This is a genomic window from Mesorhizobium sp. HAY1-8B, assembly GCF_056868045.1.
In genome coordinates this window covers 5,792,676-5,807,351 of the sequence record NZ_CP200321.1, presented here as the reverse complement: position 1 = coordinate 5,807,351, position 14,676 = coordinate 5,792,676, and the positions used below count along the sequence as shown (strand labels likewise).

Annotated in this window: 15 protein-coding genes and 1 pseudogene; 10 read left to right on the top strand and 6 right to left on the bottom strand. The window is 65.6% G+C overall.

What is annotated here, in order from left to right; all coding sequences use genetic code 11:
* The first annotated feature begins 49 nt into the window (after positions 1 to 49).
* From AC1VON_RS27890 to arsK, 6 genes and pseudogenes are all read left to right on the top strand, one after another.
* Entirely contained in the window at positions 50 to 1,951 is a 1,902-nt protein-coding gene (locus tag AC1VON_RS27890) for a diguanylate cyclase (RefSeq protein ID WP_172349384.1), read from the top strand.
* Positions 1,952 to 2,029: 78 nt separating this feature from the next.
* Positions 2,030 to 2,140: pseudogene (locus tag AC1VON_RS27885) on the top strand (transcriptional regulator); the annotation flags it as partial.
* A 47-nt stretch (positions 2,141 to 2,187) separates the two neighbouring features.
* Complete coding sequence (gene arsC, locus AC1VON_RS27880; protein ID WP_172349385.1) at positions 2,188 to 2,610, top strand: arsenate reductase (glutaredoxin); 423 nt, start codon at positions 2,188 to 2,190, stop codon at positions 2,608 to 2,610.
* A 65-nt stretch (positions 2,611 to 2,675) separates the two neighbouring features.
* Positions 2,676 to 2,996, top strand: coding sequence for an ArsR/SmtB family transcription factor (locus AC1VON_RS27875; protein ID WP_202326610.1), 321 nt, complete (start codon positions 2,676 to 2,678; stop codon positions 2,994 to 2,996).
* 43 nt (positions 2,997 to 3,039) lie between these two features.
* Entirely contained in the window at positions 3,040 to 4,431 is a 1,392-nt protein-coding gene (locus tag AC1VON_RS27870; RefSeq protein ID WP_483125570.1) for an FAD-dependent oxidoreductase, read from the top strand.
* Positions 4,428 to 5,717 carry an arsenite efflux MFS transporter ArsK gene (gene arsK, locus AC1VON_RS27865; protein ID WP_483125569.1) on the top strand — a complete coding sequence of 430 codons (1,290 nt, stop codon included), beginning with the start codon at positions 4,428 to 4,430 and terminating at the stop codon, positions 5,715 to 5,717. Before AC1VON_RS27870 ends, arsK begins: the two co-directional genes overlap by 4 nt.
* Here arsK and AC1VON_RS27860 read toward each other — a convergent pair.
* The 3 genes from AC1VON_RS27860 to AC1VON_RS27850 all read right to left on the bottom strand — a co-directional run bounded on the left by AC1VON_RS27860 (position 5,681) and on the right by AC1VON_RS27850 (position 8,343).
* Positions 5,681 to 6,337, bottom strand: coding sequence for a class I SAM-dependent methyltransferase (locus tag AC1VON_RS27860; RefSeq protein ID WP_483125568.1), 657 nt, complete (start codon positions 6,335 to 6,337; stop codon positions 5,681 to 5,683). The two genes, arsK and AC1VON_RS27860, sit on opposite strands and share 37 nt — an antisense overlap.
* A 100-nt stretch (positions 6,338 to 6,437) precedes the next feature.
* Positions 6,438 to 6,881 (bottom strand): cytidine deaminase, encoded by a 444-nt coding sequence (locus AC1VON_RS27855; RefSeq protein WP_056571043.1) that lies wholly within the window; start codon positions 6,879 to 6,881, stop codon positions 6,438 to 6,440.
* Between the two features lie 82 nt (positions 6,882 to 6,963).
* Positions 6,964 to 8,343, bottom strand: a complete 1,380-nt coding sequence (locus tag AC1VON_RS27850; protein WP_483125567.1) for a sodium:solute symporter family protein — start codon at positions 8,341 to 8,343, stop codon at positions 6,964 to 6,966.
* 169 nt (positions 8,344 to 8,512) lie between these two features.
* On the opposite strand from AC1VON_RS27850, the gene AC1VON_RS27845 reads away from it, so the two are divergent.
* From AC1VON_RS27845 to AC1VON_RS27835, 3 genes are read left to right on the top strand one after another with little or no spacing between them, the layout of a single operon-like run.
* Positions 8,513 to 9,712: an adenosylhomocysteinase gene (locus AC1VON_RS27845; protein WP_483125566.1), complete on the top strand. Its 1,200-nt coding sequence runs from the start codon at positions 8,513 to 8,515 to the stop codon at positions 9,710 to 9,712.
* Between the two features lie 47 nt (positions 9,713 to 9,759).
* Positions 9,760 to 10,542 (top strand): IclR family transcriptional regulator, encoded by a 783-nt coding sequence (locus AC1VON_RS27840; protein WP_483125565.1) that lies wholly within the window; start codon positions 9,760 to 9,762, stop codon positions 10,540 to 10,542.
* Complete coding sequence (locus tag AC1VON_RS27835) at positions 10,539 to 10,988, top strand: SRPBCC family protein (RefSeq protein WP_483125564.1); 450 nt, start codon at positions 10,539 to 10,541, stop codon at positions 10,986 to 10,988. The genes AC1VON_RS27840 and AC1VON_RS27835 overlap by 4 nt, the downstream gene beginning before the upstream one ends.
* Before the next feature lie 6 nt (positions 10,989 to 10,994).
* On the opposite strand, the gene AC1VON_RS27830 is transcribed toward AC1VON_RS27835, so the two are convergent.
* Both AC1VON_RS27830 and AC1VON_RS27825 read right to left on the bottom strand, forming a co-directional pair.
* The gene (locus AC1VON_RS27830; protein ID WP_172349392.1) at positions 10,995 to 11,420 is read right to left on the bottom strand and encodes a GFA family protein; all 426 of its coding nucleotides are present in this window, start codon (positions 11,418 to 11,420) and stop codon (positions 10,995 to 10,997) included.
* Positions 11,421 to 11,671: 251 nt separating this feature from the next.
* Complete coding sequence (locus tag AC1VON_RS27825; protein ID WP_483125563.1) at positions 11,672 to 12,496, bottom strand: helix-turn-helix transcriptional regulator; 825 nt, start codon at positions 12,494 to 12,496, stop codon at positions 11,672 to 11,674.
* Between the two features lie 100 nt (positions 12,497 to 12,596).
* On the opposite strand from AC1VON_RS27825, the gene AC1VON_RS27820 reads away from it, so the two are divergent.
* Positions 12,597 to 13,481 carry an SDR family oxidoreductase gene (locus AC1VON_RS27820; RefSeq protein ID WP_483125562.1) on the top strand — a complete coding sequence of 295 codons (885 nt, stop codon included), beginning with the start codon at positions 12,597 to 12,599 and terminating at the stop codon, positions 13,479 to 13,481.
* 342 nt (positions 13,482 to 13,823) lie between these two features.
* Here AC1VON_RS27820 and AC1VON_RS27815 read toward each other — a convergent pair whose 3' ends face one another.
* A complete protein-coding gene (locus tag AC1VON_RS27815) occupies positions 13,824 to 14,522 on the bottom strand; it encodes a RibD family protein (protein ID WP_483125561.1) in 699 nt (232 codons plus the stop codon).
* Between the last annotated feature and the right edge of the window lie 154 nt (positions 14,523 to 14,676).

Here is a 14,676-nt window from a genome sequence, read left to right as displayed (position 1 = left end):
AATGGCGGACGCACCCTCGACGCATGAAAGAAGGGGGACGCGCAGGAAAATGGGTTCGCCCTGGTCCGAACTGCTGGCCAATCTCGCGGTCGTTGCGATGTTCGTTTCGGTCTGGATCCACACGCATGTGTGGCTGGATCGCAGCCCGGCCGCGATAAAGGCGGCGGCCTTCGGCCTGCTGATGGGCGCCGGCGCCATCATCCTGATGCTGACGCCCATGCAGTTGCAGCCGGGCGTCCTGGTCGATCTCAGGGCGACGATGATTGCCGTTGCCGGCTTCTTCGGCGGTCCTGTCGCCGGTATCGTCGCGGGGGTAATGGCCGGGGCCTTCCGCTCTTTCGAGGGCGGTGTCGGCGCCTTGGCGGGCGCGGTCGGCATCGCGGCCACCATGCTGGTCGGTATTGCCGGTAACCTTGCGCTCAGGGGCCGTTCGCCCGGCATGGGCGATATCATGATCCTGGGTGCTGCCACCGCATGCGGATCGCTGCTTGGCCTCAGCGTCCTGCCGCAGCCTGTCGTGCAGACGGTTCTGCCGAAAGTGGTGTTTCCCTCCACATTGCTCATCTTTGTCTCCGTGGCGATGTCCGGGCTTGCGATCTACCAGGAGCGGCGGCGCCTCGAAGCGCTGCAGTCGAGGCGCATCTTCAAGGCGGTGGTCGAGACCTTGCCCGACTGCCTCAATGTCAAGGACCTCGATGGACGGTTCATCGCCGCCAATCCCGCAACGGCCGAACTGATGCAGGCGGCTGATGCCAAGGCACTCATCGGCAAGACGGATTTCGACTTCTATCCGGCTGAAACGGCGCAGGAATTCCGCGAGGACGAGCTTGCGGTGCTGGCGTCCGGCGTCTCCTCCACCATCGAACAGCGCCTGCACCATGAGGATGGCACCGATGCCTGGCTGGCGACGCTGAAGGCGCCGTTTCGCGACAGGACGGGCGCCATCATCGGCCTGATCACGCACAATCGCGACATCACCCAGCGCAAGCAGCTGGAGACCGAACTGGCGGAAAGCCAGGCCAGGCTCGGAGACGCGCTGACGCAAATGGCCGACGGCCTGGTGATGTTCGACCCCGAGGACAGGCTGGTGCTGTGCAACGCCCAGTACCGCGCCCTGTTTCCGAAGACGGCCGATATCAGGGTGCCGGGCGCCAACCACCGCGACATACTGCGCGCCTCGGCGGCGCGCGGCGAAAGTGTCACGCCGCCCGATGCGGTCGAGGAGTGGATCGCCGACGTCATGGCCATGCAGACGGTTGCCAATCATCGCCAGGTCCGGTTCGCCGACGGCCGCTGGCTCGACGTGCGGACCCGGCCGACTGGCGATGGCGGCAGCCTGAGTGTGTTTTCCGACATCACGGAGGCCAAGCAGGTCGAGGCCGAACTGCTGGCGGCCAACGAGAAGCTGAACCTTCTGGCGCACCGCGACGGGCTGACCGAACTGTTGACGCGGCGGGCCTTCGACGACGCGCTGGCGCGCGAATTCGGCCGCGGCCGGCGCACCATGGCGCCGCTCAGCCTGCTCATCATCGATGTCGACCGGTTCAAGCGGTTCAACGACCAATATGGCCATCCGGCGGGCGATGAATGCCTGCGCGCCGTCAGCCGCTGCATCGACGCCACGGCCCGTCGGCCGGGGGACTCGGCGGCCCGCTATGGCGGCGAGGAGTTCGCGCTCATCCTGCCCGAAACCGACGCGCGAGGCGCCTTTATCATCGCCGAAACGCTGCGGGGCAAGGTGCGCGACCTCGGGCTCGCGCATGCCGGCAGCGAAAAGGGCATTGTTACCGTCAGCATCGGGGTCGGTACGTTCGACGGCAGCGCGGATATCGAGATCGCCGATCTCCTTCGGCGCGCCGACGAGGCGCTCTACGGCGCCAAGGCGGCCGGTCGCGACCGCGTGCATGGCTGGCGCCCGCATCTCAGCGAACCACGCGCAACGGGTTCCTAGCGCAAAGCGTGAGTGGTGGCTGTCATATCGATGTCATCGTCGGTTGCTATTGATCCATGAATCCAGACATATGGATTCATGGACAAGACAACAGCATTGCTGGCGCTCGCCGCGCTCGGTCAGGAAACAAGGCTGGAGGTGTTCCGGCTGTTGGTTCGGGCCGGGGCCGAGGGGGTGCCGGCAGGCGAGCGGGGGGCCGCCGTCCGCCACGCCGCATCCAGCGAGAGGACCCCGCAATGACCATCACCATCTATCACAACCCGGCCTGTGGCACCTCGCGCAACACGCTGGCGATCATCCGCCAGTCCGGCGAGGAGCCGGAGGTGATCGAGTATCTGAAGAACCCGCCGTCGCGCGAAAAGCTTGTCGAGCTGATCGCGGCAATGGGAATGACGCCGCGCGCGCTGCTGCGCGAGAAGGGCACGCCCTATGCGGAACTCGGCCTTGGCGATCCCAAATGGAGCGACGACGAGATCCTCGATTTCATGCTGGCGCATCCGATCCTGATCAACCGGCCGATCGTGGTGAGCCCGCTCGGCGTCGTACTGGCCCGGCCGTCCGAAAAGGTGCTCGATATCCTGCCCAATCCCGACATCGGCCCGTTCACCAAGGAGGACGGCGAGGTCGTCGTCGATGCCGGCGGCAAGCGGGTCGTCTGATTGCTGTTTCGATATTTTTCGAAATAGGACTTGACGGTTTTCGTCGCTGGCCTCATGCTATTTCCATGAAACTCGAACAAGCAGCGAAGCAACTGGAAGCGCTCGGCAATCCGACGCGGCTGAACCTCTATCGCATCCTGGTGAGGGCCGGCGAGGCGGGCCGGCCGGTGGGCTTCCTGCAGGAAAGCCTCGGCATTGCCGCCTCGACGCTGTCGCACCATCTGCACCGGCTGATCCTGACTGGGCTGGTCAGCCAGGAGCGGCAGGCGACGACGCTGATCTGCCGCGCCAACTATCCCATGATGAACGATCTCATCGGCTTCCTGGCCGATGAATGCTGCGCCGATGCGGCTTGCAATCCGGCGGCGGATGACGCGGCCGCCTGATTTTTTTGCCTTTTATTTCGATAGTACCGGAAGGATGGAAACTATGGCCACGCGCAACGATTTGCCAATCGCCGTCATCGGCGCCGGTCCGGTTGGGCTGGCGGCCGCCGTGCATCTCATGGCCCGGGGCCTGCCGGTGAAGCTCTACGAAGCCGGCGGCGATGTCGCGGCCAGCCTGCGCGATTGGGGCCATGTCCGGGTGTTCACGCCGTGGCGCTATTGCGTCGATGAGGCGGCCGGCCGGCTGCTCGAAAGCCATGGCTGGCGGATGCCTGACCCGGAAGCCTTTCCCACCGCCGATGACCTCGTCGCGCGCTATCTCGAGCCGCTCGCCAGGCTTCCGGAACTTGCGCCGGCGATCGAGACCAATGCGCGTGTCGTGGCCATATCACGCTGGGGCGCCGACAAGGTACGCGGCAGCGAGCGCGGGACACGGCCCTTCATGCTCGTCGTCGAGACCGCCGATGGCACCAGGCGCGACAGCGCGCGGGCCGTCATCGACGCCTCCGGAACATGGCGCACGCCCAATCCCCTCGGTGCCGGCGGCATCGAGGCGGAGGGCGAGGCGGAGTTTGCCGACCGCATCGCCTACGGCATCCCCGATATTCTCGACCGCGACCGCGCGCTCTATGCCGGCCGCACGACGCTGGTTGCCGGTTCTGGCCACTCGGCGGCCAACGCCTTGCTTGACCTTGCCAGGCTTGCGGATGCCGAGCCCGGCACGGCTTTCATCTGGGCGGTGCGGGGAACCGACCTCGTGCGCATCTATGGCGGCGGCGATGCCGACCAGTTGCCGGCGCGCGGCGAACTCGGCGCCGATGTGCGCGAGTTGGCCGAAAGCGGCCGCGTCCAGCTGGTGACCGGCTTTGCGACGCTTGCGATCCGCGAGCATGCCGGTCGGCTGGTGGTCGAGGGGCAAGGCGAGGAAGGCCTGGTGCAACTCGGCCCCGTCGACCGCATCATCGCCGCGACGGGACAGCGCCCGGACCTGTCGCTGACCAGGGAGCTCAGGCTCGATCTCGATCCTTGGCTGGAAAGCGTCAAGGCGCTCGGTCCGCTCATCGATCCCAACGAGCATTCCTGCGGCGACGTGCCGCCGCACGGCCACCGTGAGCTCAGCCATCCCGAGCCCGGTTTCTACACGGTCGGCATCAAGAGCTATGGCCGCGCGCCGACCTTCCTGCTGTTGACCGGCTACGAGCAGGTCCGCTCCGTCACGGCGGCGATCGCCGGCGACATGGCGGCGGCCGACGCGGTGCAACTGGTGCTGCCCGAAACCGGCGTCTGCACCGTGCCGGCGGGCCGCGCGTCGCAGGGCTGTTGCGGCGGACCGGCACCGGCCGAGGTCGATGCCTGCTGCGTGGCGGATGCCGACGCCAAGGCGACCGGCAAAGGCGGTTGCGGCTGTGCCGGCAAGATGGAAGCGGCCGAGTGAGCGATAGCAAGATCCCTGCCTCGGCCATCTGGGCGCTGGGTGCCACCCAGATCATCGGCTATGGCACGCTCTATTACAGCTACAGCATCCTGGCGCCGGCGGTGGCGGTGGAGCTCGCCTGGTCGCAGCAATGGGTGTTCGCCGTGCTGTCGGTGTCGCTGCTGGCGAGCGCCATCCTGTCGCCGTTCGCGGGCAGCCTTGCGGACAGGGTCGGGGCAGGGCGTCTGATGGTGCCGGGATCGCTGGCGGCGGCGGGCGCATTGCTGTTGTGCGCGCTGGCGCCGGGGCGCGCCGGCTTTGCGCTTGGCGTGCTGGCCATGGAACTCGCCTCCTGCTTCGTCCTCTACAGCACGGCCTTCGTCGCGATCGTGCAGCTCGGCGGCGCGGGGCGCGGCATCACCCATCTCACCTTGATCGCCGGCTTCGCCTCGACCTTGTTCTGGCCCTTGACGACGCTGCTGCACCAGCATCTCGGCTGGCGCGAGGTGCTGGTTCTCTTTGCCGCGCTCAACGCCTTTGTCTGCCTGCCGATCCATTGGTGGCTGGCCCGGCTTCCGGGCGGTGCGGGCAAGGCGCGGGAGAGGATCGTCCCAGTGTTATCAGGCCTGTCGGCGCCTGTGCCCGGCCGGCGATGGTCGCCTCTGTTCGTCCTGGTGCTGGCCGGATTTGCCATGGAGGGGTTCGTGCTTTCGGCCGTTCTCGTGCAGATGGTGCCGCTGCTCACACTGGTCGGGCTCGGCGGGGCCTCGGTGCTGGTCGCAAGCCTGTTTGGGCCGTCGCAAGTGGCGAGCCGGCTGGTCAACATGCTGTTCGGCCGGGGCCTGTCGCAGACATCGCTGGCGCTCGGCGCGACCGCCGCGCTGGCCGGCGGCCTCGCGGTGCTGCTGCTGGTGGCGCCCTCCGTTCCCGGCGCCATGCTGTTTGCCGTGCTTTTCGGCTTCGGCTCGGGCCTGATGAGCATTGTCGGCGGCACGCTGCCGCTCGAATTGTTCGGCCAGGAGCGCTACGGCTCCTATGTCGGCTGGATCACGGCGGCGCGCCAGTTCAGTTCCGCCTTCGCCCCGTTCGGCCTCACCTTGATGATATCGGGCCTCGGCGTTTTCCCGGCCTTGTGGCTCAACGTCGCGGTCGGCCTGTTCGGCATCGCCGTCTTCGCCGCCGTCGCGCTGATCAGCCGGCAGTCGCGCGGCCCTCAAAAGAGTGGCACGGCCGAACCGGCAGCACCCGACGCGGATGGCTACCAACAGCGTCACATCGCTGGTGCTCGTCTGAAAACGCTGAACTGAAAGGACTGAGAAGAGCCCCATGGCGTCAGATGTAGATGGTCGAGTGTGCGAACAAATGCAAAGCCAGGTCCGAGGGCTTGGGCGAGGCTGTTTGCATCGTATCGTTGAACGGGCAAGCCGCTGCATTTTTCTGGCCCGTCGAGCGCGAAAGTAGCGATAATCGCGTAGCCATCTGGTGCGAGTGCCTGCCTAAGTGTGAAGAGGTAAGCGTCACGATCCGCTTTTTCGACCATGAAATGAAAGGCGGCCCTGTCATGCCAGACATCGTAAAGCCGCGTCGGCGACCACGTGCGAATGTCAGCCACGATCCAATCGACTTGCTCGCCTGCCTCAGCCAGTCGACTGCGAGCAGCCGCGATCGCGGCCGCGGACAGATCCAGGACGGCGACATCCTCAAAGTGCTGTTCTTGAAGATTGTCCACCAGTCGCGAAGCGCCGCCCCCTACATCAACGATCGCCGATCCGGGATGTGCAATCTCGTTGATCAACGAAAGGGAGGGCTCGGGACTATCTTGGAACCAACTGACGCCGTCCTCCCGTTTCAATTCATATGTGGCATTCCAGTGCAACCGCGATGCCTCTTTCTCCATCGGCTCGGCTTTCGTCTCAGGTTTCTCCATTCACCATATCAGTCGCAGGCGATAAGCCCGTGGTCAATTTTTGGGGAGCACGACTGCTTCCGGTCAAGAAGGATCGAACCGACGGGGCGGGTGGCCCGCCTCAGAACTTGCGCGGGTCGATGCCCTTGGTGCCCGGGCCGTAGGGGCTGGGATAGATCTCGCCGATGGTCATCAGTTCGATCTCGCCGTCGAGCGTCGAACCGATGATCTTCACCTCGGGATCGTCGCAGCAGAACTCCCAGATCACTTGCCGGCATTCGGCGCAGGGCACGCCCGAATAGGGACCGTGGCAGACGATGGCCTCGATCTGGCGCTCGCCCGCCGCCGCCATCTGCATCACGGCGTTGCGCTCGGCATGGACCGATTGCTGGAGGGTGACGACCTCGACATTGCAGGCGGCGAAAAGCCGGCCCGATGCGGTGCGCACGGCCGAGCCGACCTTGTGGTTGGAGTAGGGCGTGTAGGCCTTGTCGCGCGCTTGCGCGGCGGCGGTGACGAGCGCCTGGTCGGCACTCGAAAGCCTGTCGAAAGTGGTCTTCAGCATTGGTTTCTCCGCATCCGGGCTCCATCCCGCACTGATTCAGGATGGAGCTTTATCTCATTGCTTTACCGGGTCTTTCGCTGGCTCAGGCCGGCTGCCGTTCCGATCGCGTGACAAGTCCCGCGACGAAAGGAATGACCGAGAGGATGAAGCCGACCAGCGAGGCTGGAATGCCGCCCGGTTCGCCCAGCAGCACCAGGATCGCGGTCGAGCCGGAGCCGATGACGATGGTCGCCAGCATCGACCAGGACGGAATGCGCCAGCCGAAGGTGGCCGACAGCACCGGCAGCAGCAGGCCCGGAACATAGACCGAGAAGCCGAGCATCAGGATGGTGACGATGCCGGGCACGCTGAGCGCCACGACCAGGGCGACGAGGCCGAGCACGAGCAGCAGGATGCGGCTGGTCCACAGCCTCTCCCGGTCGCTGGCATCGGGGCGCAGCCGCGAGATCACGTCGCGCTGCAGCGTGGTGGCTGTCACCAGCAGCGTCGTGCTCGCCGTCGACATCGCCACCGCCAGGAAGGCGGCGACCAGCACGCCGATGACGCCATGCGGCAGAAGCTGCACCATCAGGTCGGGCATGGCGTTGACCGGGTTGGTGTCGGCCGGCAGCAGCGCCTTGGCGGCGACGCCGAGGAAGGTGAGGATGACGCCGAACACGGCCATGACGAGGAAGCCGTTGATCATGCCCCGGCGCGCCGTTTCGGGCGAGTTGGCGGAAAAGACGCGCTGGAAGCCGATCGTGTCGATGAAGCCGGCGGGCAGGAGCAGGAACCAGACGAACAGCGTCGCCGGCGGCACGTTGGCGAACAGGTTGTAGAAGCCGGGAATGTCCTTGGTCGCTTCATAGATGTGCGGCACGCCGGGTCCGAAGATGACGAACAACGGCGCCACCACGCCGATGACGATGAGGAAGATGACGGCCTGCAGCACGTCGGTCGCCACCACGGCGAGGAAGCCGCCGAGCATGGTGTAGACGATGACGACGAGGAAGGCGACGATGGCGCCGGTCCTCGGATCCATGCCGGAGAACAGGGTGAACACCATGGAGATGCCGAACACTTGAGCCGCCGCCCAGGCGAGATAGTTCCAGCTCGTCACCAGCGAGGCGGCGACGCGCACTGAATCGGGATAATCCTGAGCGACGATGTCGGGCGTCGTCACATGCATGCGCTGGCGCACGATCTTGGCCAGGAAGATGCCCATCAACAGCAGGCCGATCGGGAAGGTGAACCACCACCAGGTTCCCGATATGCCGTAGCGCACGACCATTTCGGGCGTGCCGAACAGGCCGGCCAGGCCCGTCCAGGAGGCGAAGGCGGAGATGGTCAGCCATAGCGGCCCCATGCGCCGGCCGGCGACGATGTAGTCTTCCTCGGTTTTGATCGAGCGGGCGAAGAACAGCCCGATGCCGGTGACCGCCACGAGATAGATGGCGACGACAGCTATATCCAGATTTCCCATTTCGTACCCCTTCACATGCAAAGCCGATGGCGCGCCGTACGCCTTGGGGCGCGCCGCGCTGCTGTCCGTTGCCCCGTCTCGTGGGGGCTTGACGACCCTCTGCAAGATTTGTCACATGCAAAAAACTTTTTTGCAAGTGCTGAATCTGGATCGTGATCGGAGACTTCGAATGACCCAAGCCCAGGCCAATCCGGCGCCCCCCGAGCTGGTCGAGCGCGGTGGCGCCCGCATTGCCTGGATCCGTTCGCGCATGGCGTTGCTGGCCGGACTGCGCGGGGAATTCCGCCGAACGCGGCCCTTTGCCGGCCGGCGCATCGGCGTGTCGCTGCATGTCGAGCCCAAGACGGCGGTGCTGCTCGAGGTGCTGGCCGAAGGCGGCGCCGAGATCGTCGGCACCGGCAATCATGGCTCGACGCAGGATGATGTCGTCGCCTTCCTGCAGAGCCAGGGCATCGGCATTTTCGGCCGCCGCGCCAACTCACTCGCCGACCATCACGCCAATCTGGCGCGGGTGCTGGACGCGCAGCCCGACATGCTGCTCGACAATGGCGCCGACCTTGCCGCCGGCATCGTCGAGCGGGGCAGGGCGGCGTCCATACTGGGCGGCACCGAGGAGACGACCTCGGGTGGCGACCGGCTGCGCGGCGAACTGGCTGGCAAGGTGCCGTTCCCCTCCATCGTCATCAATGACAGCCCACTGAAGGCGATCGGCGAGAACAAGCACGCGGTCGGCCAGTCCGTGGTGGAAAGCTTCATGCGCATCACCAATCTGATGATCCCCGGCCGGCGCTTCTGCGTCATCGGCTATGGCTGGTGCGGGCGCGGCATCGCGCAATATTTGCGGGCACTGGGCGGCCGCGTGGCCATCATCGAAATCGACGAGATCAAGGCGCTGGAGGCGGCACTCGACGGCTACCGCGTGGCGCCGCTCGCCGACCTCGCGCCGTGGGCGGAAGTGTTCATCACCGCCACCGGCCGCGCCGGCGTGCTGCCGGCGCAAGCGATCGCCGTCATGCAGGATGGCGCGGTGCTGGCCAATTCCGGGCATTTCCCGTGGGAGATCGACACCGAAGGTCTCAAGGCCATGACCACGTCCGCCACGGACCTGGACGGCACGTTGCGGCGCATCGACCTTGCCAATGGACGCCATGTCATCCTCGTTGCCGAAGGGCGCATGTTCAACCTTGCCGGCGTCGAGCCGAAGGGCAATTCGATCGAATCCATGGATATCGGTTTCATGCTGCAGGCGCTGTCGCTGGAGCGGGTGGTCAGGGGGGAGGGATTGGCGGGGGGCGCGCAGCCGGTGCCCGACGACATCAACCGGCGCATCGCCCGGCTGATGGTGGCTACGATGGGGGCTGCCTTGTAACTATAGTAGGCCCCTGATTCTGGATGATCCGGGAAGGGTTGTGGGGCATGGCTGGCAAGACCGCGGAAGCGCCGGATTATTCGGTACCGGCCCTGGAAAAGGCGTTCGACATCATCGAACTGCTGGCCGAGCAGAAGGACGGGCTGAACCAGGGGCAGATTTCCGAAGCGGTCGGCCGCTCCATCCACCAGATCTACCGCGTGCTGCAGGCGCTGGAGCGGCGCGGCTACATCTTCCGCGACCGCCCGGCCGGGCTCTATTTCCTGTCGCCGCGCCTCTTCGAACTGGCGCACCGGCACGAGCCGTTGCGTGGTCTCGTCCAGGCGGCGCTGCCGTCGATGCGGCGGCTTTCCGACGCCATCCAGCAATCCTGCAATCTCGGCGTCCACAATGCCGGAAGGGTGCTGATCCTGGCGCAGGTGGAAAGCCCGGCGGCGTTCGGCTTCCGTGTCCGTGTCGGCGCCGAGTTTCCGCTGTTCGGCACCGCGACAGGCCGCACGCTGATGGCGTTCCAGCCGCAAGACAAAGTCAGCCAATGGCTGCAAGCCTCGGGTATTCCTGACGAAAAGGCCGAAATGCGCGATGCGCTTGCCCGCATCCGTGCCGCCGGCCATGAGGAGGTGGCTGACGGGCTGCAGCCGGGCGTCATCGATCTTGCCTTTCCGGTCATCGGGCCGTTCGGCCAGTCGGTCGCGGCGCTCACCGTGCCCTATGTGGCGACCACCTACAGCATGCTCGACCTTGCCACCGTGCGCCGCCACGCCGCGCAGGCGGCGCGGGAGATCGCGCTGGTGCTGGCGCCCGAGCCGGCAGGCCCAGGCGTGCCGTGACCGATCCCTCCGCGCCGGTCGTCAAGACCATCGCCATCGATGCCGAGCCGGCTGAGGTCTGGCGGGTGCTGACGACGCCTCGAATGATCCGGCAATGGATGTCGGACGAGGATCTGACCGTCAGCCTGGAGGGACATGAAGGCGGTACGATCGTGATACGCGGCGTGCTGCATGGAATGCCGTTCGAAAACCACGGCACAGTGCGGGCGTTCGAGCCGGAGAGGCGGTTCGCCTACAGCTACTGGAGCACGCTGTCGGCCCCGCGCCTGGCGGACTTGCCTGAGAACCACACCGTGGTCAGTTTCGCCCTGGCGCCGGCGAATGGCGGAACGCTGCTGACGCTGACGCTCAGCAACTTCGCCGAACCGGCGATCCGTCCGCACGCCAATCTCTATTGGGGGCCGACCTTGCAGATCCTGAAGGCGGTCTGCGAGCGGCGCTCATGACGGCGGTCAGTCAGTCGGGATGAAGCGCAGGGTGCCTGCTCGGCGCGTCGGCCTGCCGGTGTCGTTCGTATGATTGACGCCATCCATGACAGGTACCTCCGGGAAATCGAATGGGCTTACCCCGTCCAGGCAAGCCACGTTCACGGCATACAGGTTCTGGTTCGAGCGTCGTTGATGATGTGTGTATATTCCGCAGCGGGAACAGAAGAAGTGCTGCGCCGATCCGGTATGGAAGCGATATGTCGTCAGGGCATCCTCCCCCTGCAGGATCTTGACCCCGCCCATTTCAGCCATCACGACGACGGCGCCTCGCATCCGGCAGTAGGAACAGGTGCAGCGGCGGATCGAATTGAAGCCGTCGCTGAGCGTGGCCTCGAAACGCACCGCGCCGCAATGGCACTGGCCAGCCCGAAGGTTCGTGTCACCCACCATGTTGCCTGTGTCTCCTGTTCGGTCACTTCTACGTCCCCCTATATCAAATACTGGAGCACGCCAAAGCGCGCGGCCCGCGTCATAACCAAGGCCTTGCTCAATCCATCAGGGGTGACCGGCGTCTATTACGATGAGGTCGGTGAGCCCATGCTCGCCTCGACGCTTGCCCGTGCCCCGCAATTCCTGGATCGCGTTGCCGAGACCCGAGATTTTCTTGCCAAGGTAATAGCTTAGGCGATGAAGTTAGAGCTTCAAACCGCCGCAGGGTGCCGGGCCAGCGCGCGGATGCGGTCGGCGACCTTGCTGTCGATCGGGTTGTAGACGGTCAGGTTCAAATCCGGCCTGCCGTCGACCGCGAAGGACGAGTATTCCAGTTCGATGTCCCCCAGTTCCAGGTGCTTCAGGCGCTTTGTTCCGTCGCCATGGGCGAGCACGTCGTTCTCCCGCCACAGGGTGGCGAATTCGGGGCTGCCCTTGCACAGTTCGTCCACCAGCTGGGTGACCTCGGAGACCGCGCCGGCACGCGCCGCGTCGGCCCGGAACGCTCCCACCACGAAACGGGCGAGGTCTTGCCAATCATGCTGCTTGGCGCGGATGTGGGGCGTGAGGAACATGAAGCGCAGGATGTTGCGCCGGCCGGCGGGGATGGTGCTGTAGTCGGTCAGCACGACCTCCGCGGCGCGGTTCCAGGCAACGACGTCCCAGGTCGCGGTCTTGACCAGAGCCGGGCTGGCATCGAGCGTGTCGATGAGGCGCTGCAGCCGGGGGCTGACGCCCTCGTCGCCCCGGTAGCGGACCTCGGGCGGGCGGCCGAGCCCGAGCATGAAGAGATGTTCGCGCTCCGCCTCGGTCAAAAGCAGCCCCTTGGCGATGCGGTTCAGCACATCGGCCGAGGGCGCGCCGCCGCGGCCCTGTTCCAGCCATGTGTACCAGGTGGGGCTGATGTTGGCGCGCTGGGCGACCTCTTCGCGGCGCAGCCCCGGCGTGCGCCTGCGGCCGGAAAAGCCGAACGAGGCGGGGTCGAGCCGGGTGCGCCGGTCTTTCAGGAAGGCTGCGAGCGAACCGGGGGAAGGCATTTTGTCAGGCACCCTGTTAGCAATTATACCATGATAAGATCACTACTTTAATGGAATAATAGACCGCCGATATTACGCAGGCAACCGCAGGAGATTTTGCATGCGTATCTTTTTGACCGGCGCGACCGGCTTCATCGGCTCCGCCATCGTTCCCGAACTCATCCAGGCCGGCCATCAGGTCGTCGGCGTGACCCGCTCCGACGCCGGTGCCGAGGCACTCACCGCCGCGGGAGCCGAGGTGCATCGCGGGACGCTTGAAGACCCCGAGAGCCTGCGCAGTGGCGCGGCCAAGGCGGACGCCGTGATCCACACCGCCTTCGACCATGATTTCTCGCGCTTTGTCGAGAATTGCGAAAAGGACAGCCATGTGATCGCCGCCCTCGGCGAAGCTCTTGCCGGATCCGACCGGCCGCTGGTGATCACCTCTGGCGTCGGCATGGGCAGCCCGGGACATGGCCAGCTGGCGGTCGAGGATGTCTTCAATCCCAGCCATCCCAATCCGCGCATCGCCTCGGAACTCGCCGGCAATGCCTTGCTGGAGGCTGGCGTCAACGTGTCGGTGGTGCGCCTGCCGCAGGTCCACAATCCGGTCAAGCAGGGGCTCATCTCGCCGCTCATCGAGATCGCGCGGCAGAAAGGCGTCTCGGCCTATGTCGGCGAAGGCCGCAACCGCTTTTCGGCGGGCCATGTTCTCGACGCGGCGCGGCTCTACCGGTTCGCGGTGGAAAAGCGCCAGCCGGGCGCGCGCTATCACGCCGTCGGCGAAGAAGGCGTCGAGGTGCGCGCCATCGCCGAAGCGCTTGGCCGGGGTCTGAAATTGCCGGTCGTTTCGATCGCGCCGGAAAAGGCGGCGGAGCATTTCGGCTGGATGGCAATGTTCGCGCCGATGGACCTGCCGGCTTCGAGCGCGCTGACCCAGGCTCGGCTCGGCTGGCATCCGACCGGCCCGACGCTCATCGCCGATCTGGACGCCATGCGGTACTGAGGGGCGTAGCACCGTTAGAGGTTGGCGGAAGCCTCCCCGACTTCGTCATCCACGGACGGAGCAGCCGCGTAGCGGCGTCGTGGAGACCCGAGGATCCATTCCGTGACGTTGAACGAATGTGCAGCGGAGCAGAATTCTGCACCGTGGCGGGGCTCAGGAGTCCCGGCATGGATCCCTTGGGCTGCGGAGCAGCTCCAGGGGTCTGCGCTGCGTCGCTTCGCTCCTTGCTTCGCCATAGGATGACGAAATGATGGAGGCCTGCGGTTCGTCAATGCAGGCACACCCGGCCATTAGACTTCTGTGCCAAGCTACTGGCGGAAAACCGGTTCCTTCTTTCCGGGATCACGCAGGGCTGACGGCATAGCGCAAATGAACAAGCCCATGCGCCAGGGCTTCGCAGCTTGTCAGCGACAGTTGCGTCTTGCCGGCGAGGCCGCTTTCACCGAACTCGACAAAGCCCTGGTTTGCCGCCCGCGCATCGAGCGCGGGGGCGATGAGAAGGCTGAGCTCATCGACAAGCCCGGCCGCGAAGAAGGAGCCGTTGATGCCGGCGCCGCCTTCGAGCAGCAGCCGGCGGATGCCGAGTTCACGCCCGAGCACGTCGAGCATGGCGGCGAGATCGATGTCGGCCGTTTCCGACACGATGTAGGAGACGCCGTCGGCGGCAAGTTCCGCCAGATGGCTGTCGGCGACGCCGTGCCCGAGCAGCACCACGACATGGTCGCCGCCGACATTCGGCTTGGCGAAGTGGAGCTTGCCCGAGGCATCGAGCGCAACCGCATAGGTTCCCGCGTCGCGTCGCGCGAAATGGTGCGGCCGCTCGACTTCGCCGGCATGCGCCGGCGGGTGCGCTCCGGCCTTGCTCATCTCGGCCATGGTGACGCGACCGACGATCCAGGCGTCGCCTTCGAGGTCGCCGTGGATCTGTTCATACAGGCCTGACCACTCCGCCCGGGTCCCGTCCGGGCTGGCGGTGTAGCGGCTGGGATGAAGGCCGCCGTCGAGCGAGGCGAGCATATGGCAGATGATGTGCGGCTTCATGCAATTCTCCAGGGATGGGCTTGGGCGTGGTTCAAACTAGGGTCGTGGCCGGAGAATGGAAGCCAGGCAGCCCGGCTCGGCCAAAAATCCGACAATTCCGATAATTCGTCGCCCGGCACTGTTATATCGATGTTGCACAAATGGTTGACCCTGG

Excerpts from the sequence above, each read along its gene's own strand:
- AC1VON_RS27875 (WP_202326610.1), top strand. The coding sequence starts at position 2,676 with ATGAAACTCGAACAAGCAGCGAAGCAACTGGAAGCGCTCGGCAATCCG.
- AC1VON_RS27830 (WP_172349392.1), bottom strand. The coding sequence starts at position 11,420 with ATGGTGGGTGACACGAACCTTCGGGCTGGCCAGTGCCATTGCGGCGCG.
- AC1VON_RS27825 (WP_483125563.1), bottom strand. The coding sequence starts at position 12,496 with ATGCCTTCCCCCGGTTCGCTCGCAGCCTTCCTGAAAGACCGGCGCACC.
- AC1VON_RS27870 (WP_483125570.1), top strand. The coding sequence starts at position 3,040 with ATGGCCACGCGCAACGATTTGCCAATCGCCGTCATCGGCGCCGGTCCG.
- AC1VON_RS27815 (WP_483125561.1), bottom strand. The coding sequence starts at position 14,522 with ATGAAGCCGCACATCATCTGCCATATGCTCGCCTCGCTCGACGGCGGC.
- AC1VON_RS27845 (WP_483125566.1), top strand. The coding sequence starts at position 8,513 with ATGACCCAAGCCCAGGCCAATCCGGCGCCCCCCGAGCTGGTCGAGCGC.
- AC1VON_RS27890 (WP_172349384.1), top strand. The coding sequence starts at position 50 with ATGGGTTCGCCCTGGTCCGAACTGCTGGCCAATCTCGCGGTCGTTGCG.
- AC1VON_RS27820 (WP_483125562.1), top strand. The coding sequence starts at position 12,597 with ATGCGTATCTTTTTGACCGGCGCGACCGGCTTCATCGGCTCCGCCATC.
- AC1VON_RS27860 (WP_483125568.1), bottom strand. The coding sequence starts at position 6,337 with ATGGAGAAACCTGAGACGAAAGCCGAGCCGATGGAGAAAGAGGCATCG.
- AC1VON_RS27855 (WP_056571043.1), bottom strand. The coding sequence starts at position 6,881 with ATGCTGAAGACCACTTTCGACAGGCTTTCGAGTGCCGACCAGGCGCTC.
- arsC (WP_172349385.1), top strand. The coding sequence starts at position 2,188 with ATGACCATCACCATCTATCACAACCCGGCCTGTGGCACCTCGCGCAAC.
- AC1VON_RS27850 (WP_483125567.1), bottom strand. The coding sequence starts at position 8,343 with ATGGGAAATCTGGATATAGCTGTCGTCGCCATCTATCTCGTGGCGGTC.
- AC1VON_RS27840 (WP_483125565.1), top strand. The coding sequence starts at position 9,760 with ATGGCTGGCAAGACCGCGGAAGCGCCGGATTATTCGGTACCGGCCCTG.